Annotated in this window: 18 protein-coding genes; 10 read left to right on the top strand and 8 right to left on the bottom strand. The window is 70.7% G+C overall.

The genetic code is table 11. The features are described from left to right. Window positions 1-25: 25 nt before the first annotated feature. The 4 genes from NYZ98_RS31340 (at window position 26) to NYZ98_RS31325 (ending at window position 4,427) form a co-directional block, all read left to right on the top strand. Window positions 26-1,393, top strand: coding sequence for an extracellular solute-binding protein (locus tag NYZ98_RS31340; RefSeq protein ID WP_262847196.1), 1,368 nt, complete (start codon window positions 26-28; stop codon window positions 1,391-1,393). Between the two features lie 83 nt (window positions 1,394-1,476). After that, the gene (locus NYZ98_RS31335; RefSeq protein ID WP_316249622.1) at window positions 1,477-2,316 is read left to right on the top strand and encodes a carbohydrate ABC transporter permease; all 840 of its coding nucleotides are present in this window, start codon (window positions 1,477-1,479) and stop codon (window positions 2,314-2,316) included. A 2-nt stretch (window positions 2,317-2,318) separates the two neighbouring features. Next, complete coding sequence (locus NYZ98_RS31330; protein WP_262847195.1) at window positions 2,319-3,242, top strand: carbohydrate ABC transporter permease; 924 nt, start codon at window positions 2,319-2,321, stop codon at window positions 3,240-3,242. A 330-nt stretch (window positions 3,243-3,572) separates the two neighbouring features. Beyond that, a complete protein-coding gene (locus NYZ98_RS31325) occupies window positions 3,573-4,427 on the top strand; it encodes an SGNH/GDSL hydrolase family protein (RefSeq protein WP_262847194.1) in 855 nt (284 codons plus the stop codon). Window positions 4,428-4,506: 79 nt separating this feature from the next. On the opposite strand, the gene NYZ98_RS31320 is transcribed toward NYZ98_RS31325, so the two are convergent. Beyond that, a complete protein-coding gene (locus NYZ98_RS31320) occupies window positions 4,507-5,871 on the bottom strand; it encodes a beta-1,3-glucanase family protein (RefSeq protein ID WP_262847193.1) in 1,365 nt (454 codons plus the stop codon). A 323-nt stretch (window positions 5,872-6,194) separates the two neighbouring features. Here NYZ98_RS31320 and NYZ98_RS31315 point away from each other — a divergent pair, with 323 nt between their 5' ends. After that, the gene (locus tag NYZ98_RS31315) at window positions 6,195-6,737 is read left to right on the top strand and encodes a hypothetical protein (RefSeq protein ID WP_262847192.1); all 543 of its coding nucleotides are present in this window, start codon (window positions 6,195-6,197) and stop codon (window positions 6,735-6,737) included. Between the two features lie 36 nt (window positions 6,738-6,773). On the opposite strand, the gene NYZ98_RS31310 is transcribed toward NYZ98_RS31315, so the two are convergent. From NYZ98_RS31310 to NYZ98_RS31300, 3 genes are all read right to left on the bottom strand, one after another. Then, window positions 6,774-8,351, bottom strand: coding sequence for an alpha/beta hydrolase (locus tag NYZ98_RS31310; protein ID WP_262847191.1), 1,578 nt, complete (start codon window positions 8,349-8,351; stop codon window positions 6,774-6,776). An 85-nt stretch (window positions 8,352-8,436) separates the two neighbouring features. After that, on the bottom strand, window positions 8,437-9,267 hold the full coding sequence (locus tag NYZ98_RS31305) for a PSP1 domain-containing protein (RefSeq protein WP_380708452.1): 831 nt from the start codon (window positions 9,265-9,267) through the stop codon (window positions 8,437-8,439). Window positions 9,268-9,393: 126 nt separating this feature from the next. Next, window positions 9,394-10,896 carry an FUSC family protein gene (locus NYZ98_RS31300; RefSeq protein ID WP_262847190.1) on the bottom strand — a complete coding sequence of 501 codons (1,503 nt, stop codon included), beginning with the start codon at window positions 10,894-10,896 and terminating at the stop codon, window positions 9,394-9,396. A 66-nt stretch (window positions 10,897-10,962) separates the two neighbouring features. Between NYZ98_RS31300 and NYZ98_RS31295 the strand changes: the two genes are divergently transcribed. Next, window positions 10,963-11,499 (top strand): MarR family winged helix-turn-helix transcriptional regulator, encoded by a 537-nt coding sequence (locus NYZ98_RS31295; protein ID WP_262847189.1) that lies wholly within the window; start codon window positions 10,963-10,965, stop codon window positions 11,497-11,499. 8 nt (window positions 11,500-11,507) lie between these two features. On the opposite strand, the gene NYZ98_RS31290 is transcribed toward NYZ98_RS31295, so the two are convergent. Next, window positions 11,508-12,689, bottom strand: coding sequence for a DNA polymerase III subunit delta' (locus NYZ98_RS31290; RefSeq protein ID WP_262847188.1), 1,182 nt, complete (start codon window positions 12,687-12,689; stop codon window positions 11,508-11,510). A gap of 118 nt (window positions 12,690-12,807) precedes the next feature. Beyond that, window positions 12,808-14,868 (bottom strand): dTMP kinase, encoded by a 2,061-nt coding sequence (gene tmk / locus NYZ98_RS31285; protein WP_262847187.1) that lies wholly within the window; start codon window positions 14,866-14,868, stop codon window positions 12,808-12,810. A 231-nt stretch (window positions 14,869-15,099) separates the two neighbouring features. Between tmk and efeU the strand changes: the two genes are divergently transcribed. Genes efeU through efeB form a run of 3 tightly spaced genes read left to right on the top strand, consistent with a single transcriptional unit; the run spans window position 15,100 to window position 18,441 of the window. Beyond that, window positions 15,100-15,951, top strand: coding sequence for an iron uptake transporter permease EfeU (gene efeU / locus NYZ98_RS31280; RefSeq protein ID WP_262847186.1), 852 nt, complete (start codon window positions 15,100-15,102; stop codon window positions 15,949-15,951). A 47-nt stretch (window positions 15,952-15,998) separates the two neighbouring features. Then, window positions 15,999-17,147 (top strand): iron uptake system protein EfeO, encoded by a 1,149-nt coding sequence (gene efeO / locus NYZ98_RS31275; protein WP_262847185.1) that lies wholly within the window; start codon window positions 15,999-16,001, stop codon window positions 17,145-17,147. Between the two features lie 43 nt (window positions 17,148-17,190). Next, a complete protein-coding gene (gene efeB / locus NYZ98_RS31270) occupies window positions 17,191-18,441 on the top strand; it encodes an iron uptake transporter deferrochelatase/peroxidase subunit (RefSeq protein WP_262847184.1) in 1,251 nt (416 codons plus the stop codon). Window positions 18,442-18,640: 199 nt separating this feature from the next. Here efeB and topA read toward each other — a convergent pair whose 3' ends face one another. Beyond that, window positions 18,641-21,289, bottom strand: coding sequence for a type I DNA topoisomerase (gene topA, locus NYZ98_RS31265; RefSeq protein ID WP_262847183.1), 2,649 nt, complete (start codon window positions 21,287-21,289; stop codon window positions 18,641-18,643). 243 nt (window positions 21,290-21,532) lie between these two features. On the opposite strand from topA, the gene NYZ98_RS31260 reads away from it, so the two are divergent. Continuing rightward, on the top strand, window positions 21,533-21,718 hold the full coding sequence (locus NYZ98_RS31260; protein ID WP_262847182.1) for a DUF5703 family protein: 186 nt from the start codon (window positions 21,533-21,535) through the stop codon (window positions 21,716-21,718). 437 nt (window positions 21,719-22,155) lie between these two features. Here NYZ98_RS31260 and NYZ98_RS31255 read toward each other — a convergent pair whose 3' ends face one another. After that, window positions 22,156-24,324 carry a chaplin gene (locus tag NYZ98_RS31255; RefSeq protein WP_262847181.1) on the bottom strand — a complete coding sequence of 723 codons (2,169 nt, stop codon included), beginning with the start codon at window positions 24,322-24,324 and terminating at the stop codon, window positions 22,156-22,158. Between the last annotated feature and the right edge of the window lie 30 nt (window positions 24,325-24,354).

The following is a 24,354-nucleotide window of genomic DNA, read 5'->3' as shown; positions in this document are numbered from 1 at the left end:
CGGCATTCGACATACGGAGATCAGCGTGGAGTCAACGACACCATCTCGCCGCACCTTCCTCACCCTCTCCATGGGCATCCCCCTGGGTGCCGCGCTCGCGGCATGCGGCACCTCCGGACCCGCCCCGGTAGGCGGAGCCGCGAGCAGCGCGGCGGCCACGACCGGCGGCGGAGGCAGCGGGGCCAAGGCCACCTACTGGTACCTGTCGGTCCAGCCGCAGGAGGGCGTGCGCACCCGGGCCGTGGAGCGTTTCAACAAGGCCAACCCCAACGGTCAGATCACCGGCACGACCGTACAGAACGACGCCTACAAGACGAAGATCAAGACGGCGATCGGCGCGGGCCAGGCGCCCACCATCATCTGGGGCTGGGGCGGCGGCACTCTGCGCACGTACGTGCAGGCCGGCCAGGTCGACGACCTCACCTCGTGGTTCGAGCAGAACGCGGCCGTGAAGGACCGGCTGTTCCCCTCCTCCTTCGGAGCGGCCACGATCGACGGCAAGATCTACGCGATGCCGTGCGAGACCGTGCAGCCGATCGTCCTGTACTACAACAAGACGGTCTTCGAGAAGGTCGGGGTGCAGCCGCCGCAGTCGTGGGGCGACATCATGGCCCTGGTCCCCAAGTTCAACGCCGCCGGCATCGCCCCGTTCTCCCTCGGCGGCCAGTCCCGCTGGACGAACATGATGTGGCTGGAGTTCCTCTTCGACCGCATCGGCGGCCCCGAGGTGTTCCAGGCCGTGTTCGACGGCAAGAAGGACGCCTGGTCCAACCCGGCCGCCCTGGACGCGCTGACCAAGCTGCAGGACCTCGTCAAGGCGAAGGGCTTCATCAAGGGCTTCTCCTCGATCACCGCCGACTCCAACGCCGACCAGGCCCTGCTGTACACGGGCAAGGCCGCGATGATGCTGCACGGCGGCTGGACGTACGGCAGCATGTCGACCGACGGCGGCGACTTCGTCTCCGGCGGCCACCTCGGGTACATGAACTTCCCGCCGGTCGAGGGCGGCAAGGGCGACCCCAGCAACACCGTCGGCAACCCCGGCCAGTACCTGTCGATCTCCTCCAAGGCGACCCCCGAGCAGAAGGAGATCGCCAAGAAGTTCTTCGCGACCGCCGTGCTCAACGCCGAGGACGCCAAGGAGTGGGCCGGCACGGGCGCGGTGCCGATCGTCAAGGGCGCCGACGCCGGGTTCGCCACCTCCAAGGACGCGGACTTCCTGAAGTTCGTGTACGGCATCGCCAGCAACGCCAAGTCGTTCGCCCAGTCCTGGGACCAGGCGCTCAGCCCCACCGCGGCCGAGGTCCTGCTGGACAACATCGCCAAGCTGTTCCAGCTGTCGATCACGCCGCAGCAGTTCGTGTCCAACATGAACGCGGTCATCGGCAGTTGAGCGTGTTCACCACCCCTGCTCGGAGAGGGACGCCGCCGGCCGCCACGGGAGGGGCCCGAAGCGGCGTCCTCCCGTGGCTGGCCGTGCCGGCCTTGGCGATCTTCGTCGCCTTCGGGGTGATCCCGCTGGTCGGGGTCCTGTTCCTCAGCTTCACGTCCTGGGACGGGCTCGGCGAGATCCACATGTCCGGGCTCACGAGCTGGCGGGCCGTGCTCGCCGACCCCGGCCTCGTGCACGCGGTGCTGGTGACGTTCCTGGTGATGGCCGTCTCCTGGGCGGTGCAGACCCCGGCCAGCATCCTGATCGGGGTGTTCCTGGCCGGGCACCAGCGTTACCGCACGCTGCTGGCGGTGCTGTACTTCGTCCCGCTGCTGCTCAGCTCGGCGGCCATCGCCATCGCCTACAAGGCGCTGCTCGACCCGAACTTCGGGCTCGGCGCGGGGCTGGGCATCGATCTGCTCACGCAGGACTGGCTCGGCGAACCCGTCCTCGCCTTCAGCGTCGTGATCTTCGTGGTCTCGTGGCAGTTCATCCCGTTCCATTCGCTGATCTACCAGGGCGGCGTACGGCAGATCCCGCGCTCCCTGTACGAGGCCGCCGAGATGGACGGCGCGGGCCGCGTGCGCAAGTTCTTCAGCATCACGCTGCCGCAGCTCAAGTACACGATCATCACGTCCTCCACCCTCATGGTCGTCGGCTCCCTGACCTTCTTCGACCTGATCTTCGTACTGACCGTGGGCGGTCCCGGCGACGCCACCCGGGTGCTCGCCCTGGACATGTGGAAGCGCGGGTTCCAGGCCGGCCTCATGGGGCCGGCCAGTGTCATCGCGGTCATCCTGGTCCTCGTGGGCCTCGTCCTGGCGTTGCTCCTGCGCCGGCTCGGCGGCCGTGACGCCAACGCGAGCCAGATGGAAGGGGCCTGACCATGGGCTTGACCCACACGACGGGGCCCGGCCGTACCGTGGCGGCCGAGCAGGAGCCGGGCCGGCGCCGGTCGCGTCCGGGTGACCGGCGCCGGTCGCGCCCGGGCGCCGAGCGGCCCAACTGGCTGGGCGGCATCACGAGCTGGCTGTGGCTGGCGATCGTGATCGTGCCGATCTACTGGATCGTCATCACCAGCTTCAAGGCGCAGAGCAGCTACTACGCCACCAACCCGCTCGCGCCGCCCCCCGAGCCGACCCTGGCCAACTACAAGATGGTCATCGAGTCCGACTTCCCGCTGTACTTCCTCAACAGCCTCATCGTGACCGTCGGCGCGGTCGTCCCCGCGGTCGCGGTCTCGTTCATGGCCGCGTACGCGATCGTCCGGGGCGGCTCCTTCCGCTTCCTGCGCGGGGTGAACGCGCTGTTCCTCATGGGGCTGGCCATCCCGCTACAGGCGACCATCATCCCCGTCTACCTGATCATCATCAGGCTGCGCCTCTACGACTCGCTGACGGGGCTGATCCTCCCGTCGATCGCCTTCGCCGTCCCGCTGTCGGTGCTGATCCTCAGCAACTTCATCCGTGACGTGCCCAAGGAGCTGTTCGAGTCGATGCGGATGGACGGCGCGAGCGAGTGGATGACGCTCTGGCGCCTGGCCTACCCGCTCACCCGGCCGGCCGTGGTGACGGTGACGATCTACAACGCGCTGACGATCTGGAACGGGTTCCTGCTGCCGCTGATCCTCACCCAGAGCGCCGACAAGCGGACGCTGCCGCTCGCGCTGTGGACCTTCCAGGGGCAGTACAGCGTGAACGTGCCCGCCGTGCTCGCCTCCGTCGTGCTGACCACGCTCCCCATCCTGTTCCTGTACGTGATCGGCCGCCGCCAGTTGCTCAGCGGCCTGACCGCCGGCTTCACCAAGTAACACCGCCGGCTTCACCAGGTAACCCGGACCGCCCACGCCCGCCGAGGGTGTGGGCGGCCGGTCAGGTGTTTCGGAGCGTCGCGAGTCTCACAAGCCTTCGTGGGGTTTGTGAGACGTCGCGTCTTTGACAGTGAGGATTCACCCTCCTGTCCAGTTCCCAGAACGCCCGTCGTGGCACATCGTGTGTCTGCCGACGCACCCGTTTCGGCCAACGACCGGTGACCCTGGCCCCCTGACCCGGACCCATGCCCCCGCTGCCCCATGTCCGGGCCGGTGACCCGTGCCCCGGTGGATTCCCGCCTCCCTCTCCCCTCGCCGAAGGAGTCCCCCATGGTCCGACGGATGTTCGCCGTGCTCGCCGCGGCCGCCCTGGCGTTCGCGATCGTCCCCCGCGCCGAGGCCGCGCAGGGCGAGGTGTACGTGGCGCTCGGCGACTCGGCCGCCTCGGGACCGCTCGTTCCCGACCAGGTGCTCCCCGACCTCGGCTGCTGGCGCTCCGACCACAACTACGCCCACCTGACCGCCCAGGCCATCGGCGCCGCCACCTTCCGCGACGTCACCTGCTCAGGCGCCGACACCACCGACATGTACCAGCCGCAGCGCACCGACCTCGGCACGCTGCCGCCGCAGCTCGACGCGCTCAGCCAGGACACCACCCTGGTCACCGTGCAGATCGGCGCCAACGATGTCGGGCTCACCGGCTTCATCGAGGACTGCCTGAACCTGCTGCCGCCGCCGGTCGGCGACGCGTGCAACGACGACTACGTCGTCAACGGCCAGGACAGCTGGCGGGTGGCCACCGACGCGCTGCGTCCCCGGCTGACCGCGCTGGCCGGCGACATCCACGCCCGCGCCCCGCAGGCCAGGATCTTCGTGGTCGGCTACGCCACCTACGCGCCGCCGAACGGCTGCTGGCCGCGCGTCCCGATCATCAGGTCCGACGCCAACTACATCCGCGCGACACTGCAGTACTTCAACCGCATGCTCGCCGAGCAGGCCGCGTCCGCCGGGGTCGGGTTCATCGACCTGCAGACCCCGAGCACCGGCCACGACCCGTGCACCGGCTCGGGCACCCGCTGGATCGAGCCCTACATCCCGGCCTCCCCCGCCGCCCCCTTCCACCCGAACGCCCGCGGCATGCGCAACTTCGCCACCGTGGTCACGGCCGCCGTCTCCGGCGTCTGACCCCGCGCCACCCGCCGACGTTCTGAGGCCCTCCCGGTTCGTTCCGGGAGGGCCTCGGTTCATGCGAGGGGCCGCGTGGTCACCAGCCGACGGCGACCAGGAGCCACTGCGGGTTGCCGTGGGAGATGAAGGAGGACTGGCTCGCGTAGTCGTCGTACGGGAAGCCGTACGACAGGCGGTTGATCGCGTGGTCGTGCCAGAACTTGGAGTAGTAGTTCGCCGGAGCGGCCTGGTAGTACAGGCTGGGCGTCGACCACTGCGACTGCGGCAGGTGCGCCACATGCCGGTTCAGGGCCGAGCACATGCCCGGGTTGTTGGCCAGCGAGGCGGCGCAGCCGAAGATGTCGGAGGTCGCCGCGGAGACGCCGACCGACGAGGCGTAGGCGGAGAAGTAGTTCGCGTTCGCGCCGCCCGCGCGGAACCCGGCGTGGCTGCCCGGTGCGATGATCCGGTACGGGGCCTGCACCTGCGCGAGCGGCTTGAACTCGGCCGGGACCTCGTTGACGAACTTCTGGAACGTCACCGCGCGGTCCTCCGCGAAGGTGGTCTGGTCCTCGCCCACCGACACGTCGTACCCGTCGTGGGCGTGCAGCCGCATGGCCAGCTTGATGCCGAACGCGTCGACCCGTGTGGTGTTCCCGTTGAACACCGACGCGCCGACCGTGAACTCGATGAAGTCGTAGTACTGGCTGTTCGGCGAGCCGAGGTAGAAGTACATCCGCCCGGCCGAGTTCACCGGCATGTCGAAGTACGGCTGCTCGGCGATCGAGTGGACCTGCCCGTTGTAGCTCCAGTAGACCTGGCTGTCGGGGTACTTGCCGTTGGTCCGGTTGAGCATCTTGACCATGACGACGTTCTGGGCGGCGGGGATGCTGGCGGTGTCACCCCAGAACGACCCCGGCGGGTCGGTCGGTGGCGTACCCGTGCTGGTGCCGTAGACGGCGAACTCCCACAGGGAGTAACCGTACGGGGTGGCCCGTACGGTGCCGTACACGCGCACGTAGCGGCCGGTGCCGGTGACGTTGAGGGTCTGCGTCCCGCCCGTGCCGGTGGTGGTGGAGTAGACGCTGGTCCAGCTCGTCGCGTTGGCGGAGACCTGGACCTGGAAGGACCTGGCGTACGCCGCCTCCCAGGTGAGCACCACCTGGCTGATGGAGGCGCTCGCGCCGAGGTCGACCTGGATCCACTGCGGGTCGCTGAACTGGCTGGACCAGCGGGTGCCGGCGTTGCCGTCGACGGCGGCGGAGGCGGGGGTGCCCGCGTTCTCGGTCGAGGAGGCGGTGGCCGGCTTGCCCTGTGACAGCAGGGTGGCCGCGTACGCGGGGGTGACGGCGGCGGAGTACACGGCCAGCATGACGACCACGAAGACGGCCAGCGCCGTCGCGAGGAAGGCCGGTCGGGTGTGGCGGATCGTGACACGGGATGGGGGGGACATCAGTGGCATGACAGCTCCTGACGTGGCGGTAGGCCACGGCCGCGACCGGACGCGCCGACCCCTGAGGCAGGGCCGTGCCCGGTACGGCGTGGTTCGGCAACACGCAAGAGAGCGCTCTCTCGACTGAAGCCTTGCCCACGTTCGTCAAATCGTCAAGATGAACTGTCGGAAACATTCCCCGCACACCCCGGGTCCGCTGGGGCGGGCCGCCTGTCCTTGGGGCCGCGCGCGGGATGGTGCGTGAAGCGGTGCGCGAGCGGTGCGTAGGCGGTCCGCGAAACAATCGCGTCGGAAGCCCCAACCAAATGCCCGGCGGCGCACTCTCATCTGTCATGAAAACGTTCACGAAGCCCACGGCGGCCTTCCTCCGCGCCACGGCGGTCACCGCCACCCTCGCCGCGACGATCCTCGCGGGAACCGCCGCCGCCGACGCGGCCACCACCACCCCGAAGTTCAAGCCGCCCACGACGTACGGGACGTCCTTCCAGTCCGACCCGCACCACGACTTCACCAAGAGGATCAGCCCACGGCACGACGGCATCCTGCGCGGCTGGGTCACCTACTACCGGGCAGGCGAGGCGGAGTACGAGCCGATCAGGTGGAAGAAGGACAAGAGCGGCAACACCGAAGGATGGTTCGTCGGCCCGCCGGAGGGCGACTCCACGGCGTACCGCTCCCGGCTCTCCTCGAAGGCCACCTTCTACAGCGCGCTCAACTGTAATGGTGACGATGTGACCGCGAACCGCAAGGGCGTCGGCACCAAGCGCTGCTCGCACAAGGCGCTCATCCGCTTCGTCAAGGCGAAGCACAACCCCGCCCTCATCACCATCGTCAAGGGCAAGATCATCAAAATCCGGGAGATCTACACCCCCTGACCCGTTCCCATCGGACGACAAAGGTCACCAGGGGGGTCAGGTGACCTTCGGGCAGAGGGTGTCGTTCGCGGGGGGTCTCAGAGAGATCAGATAGCGGTCGACGGCCTCGTCCACGCAGGTGGAACCGGTGCGGTAGGCGGTGTGGCCGTCGCCGTCGTAGCTGAGCAGTACTCCGGCGGACAGTTGCGAGGCCAGGGCCTTGGCCCACTCGTACGGGGTGGCGGGGTCGCGCTGGGTGCCGACGACCAGGATCGGCGGGGAGCCGGCGGCCTTCAGGGGCTTGTCGCCGCCCGTCGGCTTGACCGGCCAGTAGTCGCAGGGCAGCGACCCCCACATCACGTACGCCCCGAAGTGCGGGGACTCCTTCTGCGCCGCCTTCGCCGCCTGCTCGTACGCGGCGATCTTGTGGGGGTAGGGGTGGTCGAGGCAGTTGACGGCCATGTTGGCCTCGGTCTGGTTGGAGTACGAGCCGTCCTGGTGGCGGTCGACGAGGATGTCGGCGAGCTTCAGCAGCGTGGTGCCGTCGCCCCGGAACGCCTGGCCGAGCGCGGCGCGCAGCACGGGCCATGAACGCTTGTCGTACAGCGCCGTGACGACGCCGAGCGTCGTCCACGACTCGTCGATCTTCCGGCCGTCACCGGTGGCGTTGCGCAGCGGGTGCTGGTCGGTGGCCTTCAGCAGGTTGGCGAGCTGCGACAGCGCCATGTCGGTGTTCCTGACCGGGAACGGGCACGAGGCCTCCTTGAAGCAGTCGGCCAGGAAGGAGCGGAACGCCACCTCGAAGCCGCGCCCCTGGGCGGCGTTGATGTCGGGCACCGGCGACAGGGCGGGGTCGATGGCGCCGTCCAGCACCAGGGCACGGATCTTCCTCGGGAACAGCTCCGCGTACACGGCGCCCAGGTAGGTGCCGTAGGACTTGCCGAGGTAGGTCAGCCCCTGGTCGCCGAGCGCCGCGCGCAGCACGTCCATGTCGCGCGCGGCGTCGGCCGTGCCGACGTGCGGGAGGAGCTTGGCGGACTTGGCCTCGCACCCCTCCGCGAACTCCTTGGCGCCCTTGGCCAGCGCGGCGACCTCCGAGGAGTCGTCAGGCGTTCCGTCCAGGCCGATGAAGGTGTCCAGTTCTGGACCGGTGAGGCACCGCACGGGCGCCGACTCGCCGACGCCGCGCGGGTCGAAGCCCACGGTGTCGAACCGGGACAGGACGGCGGGGCTCAGCACCGTCTTGGCGGCCCGCGCGTACTCGATGCCGGAGCCGCCGGGTCCGCCGGGGTTGAGCAGCACCGATCCCACGCGCTTGCCGCCCGTGGCCGGGAGCCTGATCACGCTGATCTGGATCCGGTCGCCGCCGGGATCGGCGTAGTCGAGGGGGACGTTCAGCTGGCCGCACTCGAAGCCGTCCTTGCAGGGCGACCAGGAGATCTTCTGCGTGTAGAAGGGCGCCAGCGCGGCGGAGGGCGCCTGGGTGGCCGCGCCGCCGGACCCGGTGGCGGCGGGCGTCGCGGGCGGCGCCCCGTCCGCCGGGTCCGCGTCCCCCTTCGCCGAGCACGCCGAGGCGGCCAGCATCACCGCGATGAGAGCGGCAGCCGTGCGGCCGGCGCCTTGGGAGCGCATCATGCGCCGACCACCTGTCCCCCGTGTAGACCACCGGCCGGTTGATCAACCAGGCGGCGCTTAGGTTGTACCCCGCCCATCTGGTGTCTCACTCCTCGGACGGCTCCTGCTCACCGTAGTGCGCGTCGTGCTGCTTGCGCGGCGCGCACACGCTCGCCTTCGAGCACGCGCACCTGCGTCCTCCGTCGTTCAGCCGCACGACGACCGAATCGGACGGCACGTTGTGCCCGACGACGGTGCCCGGCCCCTCGGGCGTGTCCACCGCGAGCCCGACGCGCGGCGCCGTCGCGCGGAACTCCTGGTAGAGCGGGTGCTCGTACTTCAGGCAGCACATCAGCCGCCCGCAGGCGCCGGCGATGCGCAGCGGGTTGACCGGCAGGTCCTGGTCCTTGGCCATGCGGACCGACACCGGTTCGAAGTCCTTGAGAAACGTCGCGCAGCACAGGTCGCGCCCGCAGGGGCCGATGCCGCCCTGCAGCCGCGCCTCGTCACGCGGCCCGATCTGCCGCAGCTCCACCCGGGCCCGCAGGTTGCGCGCGAGGTCACGGACCAGCGCGCGGAAGTCGACGCGGTGGGGGGCGGAGAAGTAGACGGTGTAGACGTTGTCGGCGTCGAGGTAGTCGATGCCGACGATCTTCATGGGCAGCTCGTGCCGCTTGATCAGGCGCTTGGACACGCTGCGGGCCTCGGCGCGGCGGCGGCGGTTGCCCTCGTCACGTCCCAGTTGCTCCTCGTCCGCGACGCCCTCGCAGACGGGCAGGCCGTCGATGTCCTCGCTGACCCACTGCGGCGCCCACACGCATTCGGCCACCTCGGGCCCGGCGTCGGTCGGCACCAGGACCTTGTCACCGACCTTGGGGGTGTGGCCGCCGGGGTCGAGATAATAGAGCCTCCCGTAGCGAGCAAAGCTCACGGCCATGATCATTCCCATGGAAGGCCTCCGCTTTCTCACCGGTACGGCTCGCGCCCGCCCTCGGTTCTTTACGCTCCGCGGGCACGCGCTTCGGGCCCACATTACGCGCACGCGGGTTCGCGGGCGCAACACCTACCCGGCGTGGCTCGCGACGCCCGCGTGGACGGAACGCAGGGCCGCGTCGATGTCCGCCAGCGCGCGTGTGCGCGGGTCGGAAAGCGGCGGGATCTCGACGGGCACCCATTCGGGCGCGGGACGGCGGCCCAGGGTCAGGCGGATCGTCCCGATGTTCCGGCGAAGGGCTCCGTGCACGGAGGCGGTCTGGCGGGCGCGCCCGTGGTCCTCGGAGGCGGGGTCGTCGGCGGGGACGGTCAGCGCCGCGAGCGGTTCCGCGCACGACATCAGGCTCCGCGCGCATTCCGCCAGGCCAGGGACGCGCGGGGGGCGGCGCAGGACGGTGTCGGCCATGCCGGTGATCCGCCGGAGTGCCAGCAGGGGTTCGGCGGCGACGTGGAGCGCCTCGGCGCGACGGTCGAACTCGCGCCGCCGGTCCTCGTCCGGTCCCTTCAGCAGGTCCCCGAGGGCCTCCAGGGTGCGGGAGAGGTTCTTGCGTACGACGGCCTCGGTGCGGATCGGCAGGAGCACGAAGGCCGGCAGGATGGCGCACACCGTGCCGAGCACGATCTCCACGATCCGCTCGCCGAGGAACCCGGGGCCGGCCTGGCCGGAGAGGCCGTACAGTACGGCCAGCACGCTGGTCATGCAGAAGGACCAGTACGCGTAGTCGACCTGGCGGAGGATCAGCCCCACCAGCAGATAGGCGAAGATCACGATCACCGAGACCACGGGGTGGCCGTCGATCGGGCCCGCGATCAGCGTGGCCGTGAGGGCGCCAGCCAGAGCGCCCGCGAACCGCTGGACGCCCTTGTGCAGCACGTGCCCCCGCGAGCGGGCGCCGACGGTGAGCACCAGCGTGGTGATCACCGTCCAGGTCCAGTGGTCGGGGAAGAGCAGGCGGCCGGCGACGAAGGCGAGGGCCAGCGCCAGACCGGCCTGCGCGGCCAGCCGGGTGTGGACCTCGCCCCGCGTGCCGGATTCCCCGGGTTCCGCCACGGGCGGCGGCGGGTCGTACCGCGCGATCATGAAGGACGCCGCCAGGCTCCACAGGACGGCCACCACGCCGGCGGCGATCGCCCAGACGATGGCGCCGAGCGGGCCGGAGCCGACCGGGACCGGCGACATGAACATCGCGAGCAGGGGCAGCGTCATCAACCGGCCGATCCCCGCCGCTCTCGGGCCGTACCGCCGGAGGTGGATCGAGAGGAAGACCAGTGCCACGAAAAGGGCGCTCCCGAGCAGCGGTTGCCAGTGCATGACCGCGCCCACCCCGGCCACGCACGCGGTCACGACCGGCAGGCGGGCCAGCAGGGCGAGGTGCCGCTGCCCCTTGCCCACCCGGTCGACGGAGAGGGCGACCATGACGCCGACGACGATGGCGCCGGACGATCCGTGGGCGAGGTGGACGAGGAGCGCGAGCGTGACGAACGTCCCGAGGGCGGCGACGAACGAGCGGAGCCCGGCGCGTACGGCGGTCCGGTCGGGAAGGGGGAGGCGGAGGGATCCCGATGATGTCATCAGCACCTACGTATGAGTCATGGGCATCGGACGAGTAGATAGTAAGATAAGGCGTACTATATGCACATGGAAGAGCGGGACGCGCGGGCGGAGACGTCCGCCGTCCGCCGCGGCACGATGCGGCTGGCGAGGCGCCTGCGCACCGAGCGCCCGGAAGGCGGCCTGAGCGGCGCGAAGCTCAGCGTGCTCGGCCACCTCTACCGCCGGGGCGGGATGACGCCCAAGGCGATCGCCGAGCTGGAGCGCGTGCAGGCGCAGTCGATGACCCGCGTGCTCGCGGAGCTGCAGCGGGAGGGCATGGTCTCCCGCGACCGCGACCCGCACGACGGCCGCCAGTCCCTGATCACCATCACGCCGCAGGGACGGGACGTCCTGGTCCAGGACATGGCGAGCCGCGACGAGTGGCTCGCCCGGGCGATGGAACGGCACCTGTCACCGGCGGAGCGGCGGATCCTGCACATGGCGGGCGAGATCATGGAACGCCTCGCCGAAGCCGACACCGGCACCGTTACCGACACCGGCACCGTTATCGGCTCCGACACCACCTCCGACTCCGACTCCGGCTCCGGCTCCGGCTCCGGCTCCGGTGAAGACGCGCGGTGAGCGGTGGGTCAGAGGCGGGGGCGCCAGAGGGAGACGGTCATGGCCTCGACGGCGATCTGCGGGTTCACATTGGCGGCCAGCCGCTCGCGGCAGAGCATGATCGCGTCGACCCGCCGCAACGTGTCCTCCGGGGAGCTCGACCGGGCCAGCGCCGCGAGGTCGGCCCGCCGGTCCTCGGTGGACAGCTCGACCTCGGCCCCGAACTGCACCGCGAGCACGTCACGGTAGAAGGCGACCAGGTCGAGCAGCGCCTGGTCGAGCGAGTCGCGCTTGATGCGGGTCGCGCGCGACTTCTGCTTGTCCTCCAGGTCCTTCATCGCCCCCGCACCGCCCCTGACCAGCCCCCGGTTCAGTCCTTTGCCCGTCGACCCCTCGCCGTAGATCTTGCGCAGCTCGGTCGTCTCGGCCTCGTTGAGGTGGGTCGTCGCCTCGTCCGCGTCCTCCGACGAGGTCTTGACCAGGCGTTCGGCCGCGTCGACACACTCTCCGACGCCAGTCAGCGAGCGCGGCAGCGAAAGGACCGACTCGCGGCGGTGGCGCACCTCGCCGTCCAGCGCCAGCCGGCGTGCCCGGCCGACGTGCCCTTGGGTGGCCCGGGCGGCGAACTCGGCCATCTTGGGCGGCACGTCGTCGCGGGTGACCAGCATGTGGGCGATGGCGGCGGTGGACGGCGTGCGCAGGGTGACGACCCTGCACCGCGACCGGATCGTGATCACCATGTCGTCCGGTGAGGGCGCGCACAGGAGCCAGACCGTGCGCGGCGGCGGCTCTTCGATGGCCTTGAGCAGGGCGTTCGCGGCGGCCTCCGTGGCACGGTCGGCGTCCTCGAACAGCATGACCCGCCACCGGCCGAGCGTGGGGGCGCCCGAGGCCCTGAGCACGAGCTCGCGGGTCTGCTTGACGCTGTACGACAACCCCTGCGGCCGTACCGTCTCGACGTCGGGATGGGAGCCGACGCTCACCTGATGGCACATGTCGCAGTGGCCGCAGCCCTGGTCGGGGCAGAGCAGGGCGGCGGCGAAGGCCTGGGCGGCTTCGGTTCGCCCCGATCCCGGGGGGCCGGTGAACAGCCAGGCGTGGGTCATGCCCGTGCCGCGCCCGCCGGCGATCGCCTCGGCGCCGGCCGCCGCGGCGCGCTGGAGCACGGCCGCCGCCTGCTCCTGGCCCACCAGGTCGTCGAAGACTGTCACGCACGCCAGGTTAGCCGACCACCCCGCGCCCCAGGCCGCCTCGCGACCATGCCCGGCGGCCTGAGGCGCGCCAGGCCGGACCCGCCGGTGAGGCGTGCCAGGCCGGACCCGCCGGCGGTCAGTCGCGGATGGCGGGCATCGTGCCGGTGATCGCCTCGGTCTCCTGCGGGACGGGGTCGGGGAGGATCTCGCGGATCCGGTCCTGGATCAGCCCGGAGATCTCCTCCTGCGTCAGCAGCCCGTCCACGATTAGGTAGCGGTCGGGGTCGGCGGCGGCCAGCGCCCGGAACTCCCGGCGGACCCGCTCGTGGAACTCCAGGGGCTCGGACTCGATGCGGTCGGCCGGCGAGCCCAGCCGGGCCAGCCCCACCGCCGGCGGCACGTCGATCAGCACCGTGAGGTCGGGCACCAGCCCGCCCGTGGCCCAGGAGTTCACCTTGGCGACGTCCTGCGGCAGGAGCTCCCGCCCGGCCCCCTGGTAGGCCAGCGAGGAGTCGACATAACGGTCACAGGTCACCATCGCCCCCCGGTCCAGCGCGGGACGGATGACCTTCTCCACGTGCTCGGCGCGGTCGGCCGCGTACAGCAGCGTCTCGGCCCGTGAGGACAGCCCTTGGTGGGCGGAGTCCAGCAGGATCGCCCGCAGCCGCATGCCGACCTTGGTCGAACCGGGCTCGCGGGTCTGCACGACGTCGAAGCCCTGGTCGCGCAGCCAGATGGCGACCAGCCGGGACTGGGTGGTCTTGCCCGATCCCTCGCCGCCCTCGAACGCGATGAACATGCCGTGTGAGCGCTCGGCGACCTCGGCGACGAACCGCTCGCCGCGCAGGGCGGCGACCAGGTCGGCCCCGATGGGGACCTCGCGCCGGTCGTCCATCTGCCGCAGCGCGAGCATGCCGACCACGACCGCCACCAGCGCGCCGATCAGCATGACCAGGTTGGGCCCGTCGAACCGGTACGCCAGCCCGGCCCCGAACTCGAAGCGGTGCTCGCCGAACAGGCCGGCCAGGGCGGGCGCGAGCGCGACCACCAGAAGGAGGGTGACGCGGGCGAGGGACTGCAGGAAGGAGAAGGTGCGCCCCCGCATCCCGTCCTCGACCTCCAGGCCGATGAGTGTGTACCCGATGATCCACGCGATGCCCGCGCAGGCCCCGAGCACGACGACCAGCATGACCACGATCACCAGGTTGTGGATCAGCGCGGTGGCGGCGAGCACGACGCCCGCCGTGATGATCGCCAGCCCGAAGAGGCGGCGCCGCGACAGCTCGCTCAGCAGCCTCGGGCCGAAGAAGATGCCGAGGGCCATGCCGGCGAAGACCGCGGCGAACACCATGCCGTACGCGGCGTCCCCGCCGCCGAGGGCCACCACGTACACCTTGGCGACGCCGATGACCGCGCCGCCCGCCGCGAACGCGCCGAGCATGCCGATGACCAGGCCGCGGACCATGCGGTGGGCGCCGACGAAGCGCCAGCCGTCCACGATCTGCCGGAGCATCGACGGCGTGGACACGGCCGCCGCGTTGCCCTTGGGGATGCTGGTGAGCGTGAAGATCAGGGCCGCGGAGACGAGGTAGGCGGCGGCGTTGATGATCAGGGCGAGGTGCGCGGGCTCCCACCCGAGGGTGGGCACCGCCCTGTCCAGCACCTCGATGATCACCGACAGCACGGCGAACAGCGCGGCGGCGACCGGCGCCGTGCCGTAGGTCACCAGCAGGTTGAGCTGGTTGGCCTCCTCCAGCCGCTCCTTGGGGACCAGGTTCGGGACGGTCGCGTCCTTGGCCGGCACCCAGAAGAGGTTGACGCACTCCACGAGGAACGTCGCGATGATGATCCACTGGTAGCTGCCGACCAGCGGGATGGACAGCACGAACGCGAAGCGCAGCAGGTCGGAGAAGAACATCGTGAGCCGCCGGTCGAACCGGTCGGCGAACGCGCCGGCGAGCGGCCCGAGCAGGATCGCGGGCAGCATCTTCACGACGAAGACGCCGCCGATGGCGAGGCTCTGCGCCTTGTAGCCCGAGTCCTGCGTGAGCAGGGCCGCGAAGGCCGTGATCGCGATGATGTTCAGCCAGTCGCCCAGGCTGCAGACCGCCATCGCCGTCCAGAGCCGGCGGAAGGGGGCGTTCGCCAGCACGTGCGGGGGTTTACGACGCGCGGAGGACCGGCCGGAGGTGGTCATGGTGTCAGCGTATCCAGGTGCTCGCTGGGCTGGGATCGATCGAGAACAGGATGGATATGCCCGCCTGCTCCTGTGCCGAGCGTATTACGTCGTCGGCGTCCCAGGCAGGCCACATCCGGGGAAAGGTCGAAATGCTACCTGGTCGCCCGGTCGGACGCCGCCCTCTTGCCAACGCTAAGGTAATCCTGTCCTAATTTAGGCAAGGCTAACGCAAGCGGCAGGGAGACCACAGTGTTCGCCAGCTATCTCATCGGCCTGCGCGAAGGGCTCGAGGCGACCCTTGTCGTGTCCATCCTCGTCGCGTTCCTCGTCAAGAGTGATCGGCGCGAGCGTTTGCCCCTCGTCTGGGCCGGGGTCGTGGCGGCCGTGGCCCTGTCCGTCGGGTTCGGGGCGCTGCTGACCTTCACCGCCGCCCACCTCGACTCGCGCCAGCACGAGTTCTTCGACGCGATCGCGTCCATCGCGGCCACCGTCTTCGTCACCTTCATGATCTTCTGGATGCGGACGGCGGCCCGGCGGATGTCCGGCGACCTGCGGGCCAAGCTCAGCGAGGCGCTGAACCTCGGCGCGACGGCCGTGGTGGTCATGGCCTTCCTCGCGGTCGCGCGCGAGGGCCTGGAGACCGCGCTGCTGTTCTTCGCCGCCGCCCAGGGCGCCACCACCAGCGCCACCCCGCTGATCGGCATCAGCCTCGGCCTGGTCACGGCGGTCGCGCTCGGCTGGGCGCTGTACGCGAGCGCGCTGCGCATCAACCTCGGCAAGTTCTTCACCTGGACCGGCCTGCTGCTCATCCTGGTCGCCGCGGGCATCTTCAAGTACGGGGTGCACGACCTGATCGAGGCCGGCGTCGTCGACGTGCTGACCGCCCCCGCCTTCGACCTGACCGGCGTCCTGCCGCCGGACGCCTGGTACACCACCCTGCTGAGCGGCATCCTCAACTTCACCCCGCAGCCCAGCATCCTGGAGACCATCGCCTGGGTGGCCTACCTGGTCCCGGTGCTGACGCTGTTCCTCCTGCCGTCCTCCAAGGGCCCCGGCGCCGCCCCCGCGTCGACCTCGGCCACGGCGGCGACCTCCCCATGAACCCCCGGCACCTCTCTCACACCGTGATCGTCCCGAACTGGAGAACCATGCGTACCCCTCTTGCCCTCACCGCCGGCGCGCTGGCCCTGGCCGGCCTCACCGCATGCTCGTCGACGACCGGCGGAGGCGCCACGGCCGGACCGGCCGCCACCGACGCGGCCAAGCCCGGGAAGATCACCGTCGCCGCGAACGACACCGACTGCCAGGTCTCCGCGGCCGACCTGCCCGCCGGCACCTCCACGTTCGAGGTCACCAACAGCGGCAGCAAGGTCACCGAGTTCTACGTCTACGCCGACGGCGACCGCGTGATGGGCGAGGTGGAGAACATCGTCCCGGGGCTCACCCGCCAGGTCATCATCGAGCTGCCCGCCGGGGCGTACCAGACGGCCTGCAAGCCGGGCATGATCGGCAAGGGCATCCGCAACCCGCTGAAGGTGAGCGGCGCGGCCGTCCCCCTCACCGACGACGTCAAGCTCGCCAAGGCGACCGCCGACTACCAGCGGTACGTGAAGAGCCAGAGCGACGCGCTGCTCGTCAAGACGCAGGAGTTCGTCGACGCCGTGAAGGCCGGTGACGCTGATAAGGCCAAGGCGCTGTTCCCGATCGCCCGCACCTACTGGGAGCGCATCGAGCCCGTCGCGGAGAGCTTCGGCGACCTCGACCCCGCCATCGACGCCCGCGAGGGCGACCTGGCCAAGGGCGAGAAGTGGACCGGCTTCCACAAGATCGAGAAGCACCTGTGGGTCACCAAGGACATCAGCAAGGACGGCCCCACCGCCGACAAGCTGATGGTCGACGTGAAGGAGATCGTCGCCAAGTCCACCACCGAGAAGCTCGCCCCCCTCAAGCTGGCCAACGGCGCCAAGGAGCTCCTCGACGAGGTCGCCACCGGCAAGATCACCGGCGAGGAGGACCGCTACTCGCACACCGACCTGTGGGACTTCGCCGCCAACCTCGAAGGCTCGCAGGCCGCGGTCTCCGCGCTGCGCCCCGTCCTGGACGAGCGCGCCCCCGACCTGGCCAAGACGCTCGACGAGAAGTTCGCCGCCGCCTCGGAGACCCTGGGCAAGCACCGCGCGGGCGACGGCTGGAAGCTGCACAACGAGCTCTCCAAGGCCGACCTGAAGGAGCTGTCCGACGCCATCAACGCCCTGGCCGAGCCCATCAGCAAGGTCGCGGCCGTGGTGGCCCAGTGATCCGGGCCCACCTCGTGGGCCCGCCCGCGGGCGAGGAGACGAAGTGACGAAGATCAACCGCCGCAGGCTGTTCGGGCTCGGCGCGGCCGGCGTGGCCGCCGTCGGGACGGGCGCCTACGCCACGCACGCCCTGCTCGAAGGGCCGCCGCCCGCCGCGGCGGCCTCCACCTCCGACCCGGTGCCGTTCTACGGCGAGCACCAGGCCGGGATCGTCACCCCGGCCCAGGACCGCCTGCACTTCGTCAGCTTCGACGTCACCACCAAAAAGCGCGCCGAACTGGTCGACATGCTCCAGGAGTGGACGGTCGCCGCCGCGCGGATGACCCAGGGCAAGGACGCCGGGACGTTCGGCGCGGTCGGCGGCGCGATCGAGGCGCCGCCCGACGACACCGGCGAGGCGCTCGGCCTGCCCCCGTCCGGGCTGACCATCACCATCGGGTTCGGCCCCTCCCTGTTCGACGGCCGGTTCGGGCTCGGCGCCAAGAGGCCCGCCGCCCTCGCCGACCTGCCGAAGTTCCCCGCCGAGGACCTGCTGGCCGACATCTCGGGCGGCGACATCTGCGTCCAGGCCTGCGCCCACGACCCGCAGATCGCCGTGCACGCGATCCGCAACCTGGCGAGGATCGGGTTCGGCAAGGTGTCGGTCCGCTGGTCCCAGCTCGGCTTCGGCCGCACCTCGTCCACCTCGCGCGCCCAGTCCACCGCGCGCAACCTGATGGGCTTCAAGGACGGCACCAACAACCTCAAGCTCGAAGACGCCGCCCTGCTCAGGCAGCAGCTCTGGGCCGCACCCGGGGACGGGCCCGCCTGGATGGACGGCGGCAGCTACATGGTCACCCGCAAGATCCGGATGAACATCGAGACCTGGGACAGGACCTCGCTGTCGGAGCAGCAGCAGATCTTCGGCCGCGACAAGGGCGAGGGGGCGCCGCTCGGCGGTAAGCACGAGTTCGACGAGCCCGACTTCGCCGCCAAGGGCGCCGACGGCACCCCGACCATCGCGGTCGACGCCCACGTACGGCTCGCGCACCCGTCCAGCCACGGCGGGGCCCGCCTGCTGCGGCGCGGCTACAACTACGTGGACGGCTCCGACGGGCTCGGGCGGCTCGACGCCGGGCTGTTCTTCATCGCCTACCAGCGGGACCCGCGCAAGCAGTTCGTCCCCATCCAGATGGAACTGGGGCGCACGGACTCGCTGAACGAGTACATCAAGCACGTCTCCAGCGGCCTGTTCGCCTGCCCGCCGGGGCTCCGCGACGCCGGCGACTACTGGGGCCGCACCCTCTTCGCCTGACCCGACGGGGGCACCCCGTACCCGATGTCACGACTCCGGGTACGGCGGACCGTCATACGGGCAGACCGACGGCTCCGCGGCAGGGCGCGGATTGTCATGCGGGCAGACGGACGGCTCCGCGGTACGGCGGACCGTCATGCGGGCGGACGGACGGCTCCGCGCCGTACCCGGTGGCATCGCTCCGGGTACGGCGGGAGGCTCAGGACTTGGCGCCGGCCTTGGCGCGCGGGCGCTTCGGGGCCGGACCGCGCGAACGGCGCTCCGCGAGAAGCTCGGCGGCCCGCTCGATCGTGATCTGCTCCACCGAGTCGTCCTTGCGGAGCGACGCGTTGGTCTCGCCGTCGGTCACGTACGGCCCGAAACGGCCCTCCTTGACCACGACCGGCTTCTTGGAGACCGGGTCGTCGCCCAGCTCACGCAGCGGCGGCGCGGCGGCCGCGCGGCCCCTGCCGCGCTGCTTGGGCTGCGCGAACAGCTCCTTGGCCTGCTCGATCGTGACGGTGAACAGGTCCTCCTCCGCGGCCAGCGACCGCGAGTCCGTCCCCTTCTTGATGTAGGGGCCGAACCTCCCGTTCTGGGCGGTGACCTCCTCGCCGTCGATCGCCCCCAGGGCGCGGGGCAGGCCCAGCAGCTTGAGCGCGTCCTCCAGCATGACGGTGTCGAGCGCCATCGACTTGAGCAACGAGCTCGAACGCGCCTTCACGACGTCCTTCTTGGCGCGCTTCTTCCCGTCGGCGGGTGGTTCGTCGTCCGGGAGGATTTCGGTCACGTACGGCCCGAAAGGCCCCACCTTCGCGATGATCATGTGGCCGCTGCCGGGGTCGACCCCCAGCTCGCGCTCGCCGCTCGGCTGGGCGAACAGCTCCTCGGCCTTCTCCGCCGTGAGCTCGTCGGGTACCAGGTCCTCGGGGACGTTGACGCGCGTGCCGTCCCGGTCGAGGTACGGACCGTACCGGCCGACGCGGATCATGATGTCGGTGCCGGCGATCGAGAACGAGCTGATCTCGCGGGCGTCGATCTCCCCGAGGTCGCTGACCAGCTCCTTCAGCCCGTCGTCCCCCTGCTCGCCGTAGTAGAACCTGCGCAGCTCGGGCACGCGCTCGGCGCGGGCGTTGGCGATGTCGTCGAGGACCTTCTCCATCTCGGCGGTGAAGTCGTAGTCGACGAGGTTGCCGAAATGCTGTTCGAGCAGGTTGACCACGGCGAACGCCAGGAAGGACGGCACCAGCGCCGTGCCCTTCTTGAACACGTACCCCCGGTCGAGGATCGTGCCGATGATCGACGCGTACGTCGACGGGCGGCCGATCTCGCGGTCCTCCAGCTCCTTGACCAGCGACGCCTCCGTGAAGCGGGCCGGCGGCCGGGTGGAGTGGCCCTCGGCCTCCAGCTCCAGGGCCGTCAGCGGGTCGCCCTGCCGCAGGTTGGGGAGCCGGCTCACCGAGTCGTCGCGGGCGGTCGAAGGGTCGTCCGCCCCCTCCACATACGCCTTGAGGAACCCGTAGAACGTGATCGTGCGGCCCGAGGCGCTGAACTCGACGCGCTCACCGGAGCTGGACGCGCCGCCGATGCGCACGCTGACCGCCTCGCCGACGGCGTCCTTCATCTGGGATGCCACCGTACGCTGCCAGATCAGCTCGTAAAGGCGGAACAGGTCGCCGCTGAGGCCCGTCTCACCGGGCGTGCGGAACTCGTCCCCAGAGGGCCTGATGGCCTCGTGGGCCTCCTGCGCGTTCTTGACCTTGCTCGCGTAGACGCGCGGCTTGTCCGGCACGTACTCGGCGCCGTACAGCCGCACCGCCTGGCTCCTGGCGGCGGTCAGCGCGGTGTCCGACAGCGTGGTGCTGTCGGTACGCATATAGGTGATGAACCCGTTCTCGTAGAGCTTCTGCGCGACCTGCATCGTGAACTTCGCGGAGAAGCCGAGCTTGCGGCTGGCCTCCTGCTGCAACGTGGTCGTACGGAACGGCGCGTACGGCTTGCGCGTGTACGGCTTGCTCTCGACCGACGTCACCGCGTACGACGAGCCTTCGAGCCGCTGGGACAGCGCCCGCGCGGCCTGCTCGTCCAGGTGGAGGACGTCCTTGGTCTTGAGCGTGCCGGTGCTGGCGAAGTCGCGGCCCTGGGCCACCCTCTTGCCGTCCACACCGGTCAGCGTCGCGCCGAAGCTGCGCGGGTCCTCGTCGCGGCCGACGTCGAACAGCGCGCGCAGGTCCCAGTAGGCGGCGGAGGTGAACGCGATGCGCTCGCGCTCGCGCTCCACGACCAGCCGGGTCGCGACCGACTGCACGCGGCCGGCCGACAGCCGGGGCTTGACCTTCTTCCACAGGACCGGGCTGACCTCGTAGCCGTAGAGCCGGTCCAGGATGCGCCGGGTCTCCTGGGCGTCGACCAGGCGGAGGTTGAGCGCGCGGGGGTTGGAGACCGCGTCGCGGATGGCCTGCGGGGTGATCTCGTGGAAGACCATGCGGTGCACGGGGACCTTGGGCTTCAGCACCTCCTGGAGGTGCCACGCGATGGCCTCGCCCTCGCGGTCCTCGTCAGTGGCGAGATAAAGCTCGTCGGCGTCCTTGAGCAGTTGCTTGAGCTTGGAAACCTGTGATCGTTTGTCGGGGTTGACCACATAGAGGGGTTCGAACTCGTGGTCCACGTTGACCCCAAGGCGGGCCCATGCCTCACCTTTGTACTTCTCGGGGATGTCGTCCGCCTTTTCGGGCAAATCCCGAATATGGCCGATGCTGGACTCCACGATGTAGCCGCGCCCGAGGTACCCAGCGATCGTCTTCGCCTTCGCAGGCGACTCGACGATCACCAGGCGGGTTCCGCCGGCGTTGCCGTTGTTGGCTGGCACGCTGCTTCCTACCTCGCTGTTCGCTGTCGTTCCCCTGCCGGTCAGTCACGGAACGCCGTGGGCGGCGCTCCGAGTGACCCCGTCACAGGCATGAAGGTAACCCGTCGCCGGGATCTTCTCCCCGTCGGACTACCCGGTCACTTACCGGTGTTCCACCTACCTGGACCCGATACCCACGAGGACGCAGAATAGAGCCCAGAGAGTGCCAGCGTCCCCTTGCACACCCTTCGGAGACTAACCGCTGTGCTCGAGTACTCCTATTTAGACCTCTACCTCCCGCGGGGGACCTCACGGGAGACCGCCCGCAGGGTTCTTACCGAACATGCCGAATACGGGCATTGGGAACTTGACCTCCTGCGGCTGTATCCCGATGGCCGTCGGTACGTACGGCTGCGCCGCAAGATCCTACGAGTGGCCAGCACACTGTAATCTCCGTCGGCCCCACTGTAACGCCCCGGACATGGCTTTGCCCGCTCCGGGCCGCGCCCCCGGAACGGGCAAAGCATCTGTGCTCCACCGCACGAGCCCAGCTCAGCGGGCCATCCCCGCCACCGTGCCCACTACGGCAAAGCGTCTATGACTCCGCCCCCCAACAGACGGAGAACCCCTTCACCCCCAGAAACCCCTCACCACCCACCCCCATGACCCTCCCGCCACTTACAGCGGGCCGGTCCGCAGGTGGCCGGTCTCTGGTCGCCTCACCTCCGCCAGAGACGGCGGGCGCCTGCGAACACGGTTCGCCTTACGGCGGGCCGGTCCGCAGGTGGCCGCTCTCTGGTCGCCTCACCTCCGCCGAAGACGAAGGCGGCGGCGAACCCGGTCGCCCTACGGCGGGCCGGTCGGCGGGTGGCCGCTCTCTGATCGGCTCACCTCCGCCGGAGACGGAGGCGGCGGGTGCCGGCGAACACGGTCGCCGAGGCGGTGAACAGGGCGCCGAGGAACAGGGCCACCAGCGAGCCGGAGTTCATGCCCGTGACGCCCAGCGGCTGCTCGGCGCTCATCAGACCCATCGGGCTGACCGGCAGTTCGCCCGCCGAACCGCCCACGAGCGCCCCGGCCGGGGTGCCCGCGACGATCTTCCCGACCTGCCCGAGCGGGCTGCCGACCGCAGCCGGCTGCTGCGCGCCCCCGGCGGTGCTGGGCGCGGCGGGCAGGTCAGGAAGGCCGGCCGGCTTCTGGACGCCACTGACCGACGGCGCCTGACCCGACTGGTGGGTCACTTCCCCCGCCTTCCGAGCCGGGCCCACGGGAGTGAGCGGCATGTCCGCCAGCAGACCGGGAGCCGCCATATTGCCGCCCGCGACCCGGCGCTCCGGGTGCCCGTACCCGGACTGCCCCCCACCGGGGCCGGCCGGTCCACCAGGCCCACCCGGTCCAGCCGGTCCACCAGGCCCGCCCGGAGCACCCGGAGCACCAGGGCCACCCGGGCCGCCGGGACCACCCTGGCCACCCGGACCGCCCTGGCCGCCGGGCCAGGCCGGGCCGCCCACGCTCGCTCCGCCCAGGCAGCCCGCGGCGGCGTCACCCAGCACGGCGACGGCGTTGCCGCAGACGTTGATCGGCGCCGTGATCGGCGCCACGATCTGGTTACCACCCAGGACGCTGTACCGCCCGTCGGTCTGGTTGCCCCCGGCGCCACGACCCGCTCCGCCGCCCTTGACCGAGGCCCCGCCGCGGCAGCCCGCGAAGGCCTGGCCGATCACGGCGACGGCGTTGCCGCAGACGTTGATCGGCGCCGTGATCGGCGCCACGATCTGGTTACCACCCAGGACGCTGTACCGCCCGGACGTCTGGTTGCCACCCGCGCCACTGCCGTGACCGGCCGGCGGGGCGATGATGCCGCCCTCGCAGCCCGCCGCGCCGTTGCCCACGGAGTTACCGCAGACGTTGATCGGCGCCGTGATCGGCGCCACGATCTGGTTGCCACCGAGGACGCTGAACCGCCCGTCGGTGTCGTTCCCACCCGCCCCGAACGAGTGATCGCCGTTACCCCCAGGCCCACCGTTACCCCCAGGCCCACCAGGCCCACCGGGGCCACCAGGGCCACCAGGGGTACCCGGTCCACCCGGAGTACCCGGTCCACCGGGAGCGCCCGGTCGGCCGTGATCCCCGTCGCCGCCATGGTCACGGCTGCCGCCAGGCCCACCGTGATCGCGGTCGCCGCGATAGCCACCGTCGCCTCCGTGGCCGTGGCCGCCCTGACCCCCATGACCTCCCTGGTGACCGTTCCCGCCGCCCCCGGGACCACCGTTCCCGCCGGGACCGCCATTCCCGCCAGGACCACCGTTGCCGCCAGGGCCACCGTTGCCCCCGCCGCCACCGGGACCGCCGTTCCCGCCACCGCCACCGTTGCCACCGCCACCGCTGACGCTGGCTCCGCCACGGCACCCGGAGAACGCCCCGCCGATGAGCGCGACGGAGTTACCGCAGATGTTGATCGGCGCGGTGATCGGCGCGACCACCTGGTTGCCGCCCAGCACGGAGGAGTTCCCCGACGTACGGTTGCCGCCCGCGCCGCGCCCGCCGCCGCCCTGCACGGACGCGCCGCCCCTGCACCCCGCGGTCGACTCGCCGAAGACCGCGATGGCGTTGCCACAGAGGTTGACCGGGGCGGTGATCGGCGCGACCACCTGGTTGCCGCCGAGGACGCTGTGCCGCCCGTCGGTCCGGTTGCCGCCCGCGCCACCTCCGCCGCCGCCTCTGACCGTCGCCCCGCCCTGGCAGCCCGCGTCGGACCGCCCGACCAGGGAGACGGCGTTGCCGCACGCGTTGATAGGAGCGGTGATCGGCGCGTTCACCTGGTTGCCGCCCAGCACGCTGCCACGTCCGGAGGTGCTGCCCTGGATGCCGTTGCCGCCCGGACCGCCCTGGACGGAGGAACCGCCCTGGGACGAGGCCGACGAGCCGCCGAGCACGCCGACGGCGTTGCCGCTGATGTCGACGGGGATGGTGATGGGCAGGTTGACCTGGTTTCCGCCACCGACCGAGCCGGTGCCGGAGGTGTCGGCGACCGCCGTACCACTACCGAGAGTCATGACGGCCACCGCAAGCAGAGCTGCGGGAGC

This window comes from Sphaerisporangium corydalis (assembly GCF_025506355.1).
GTDB classification, from domain to species: domain Bacteria; phylum Actinomycetota; class Actinomycetes; order Streptosporangiales; family Streptosporangiaceae; genus Sphaerisporangium; species Sphaerisporangium corydalis.
Note: the sequence above shows the minus strand (reverse complement) of the source record. Positions and strands in the feature narration are given on the sequence as shown.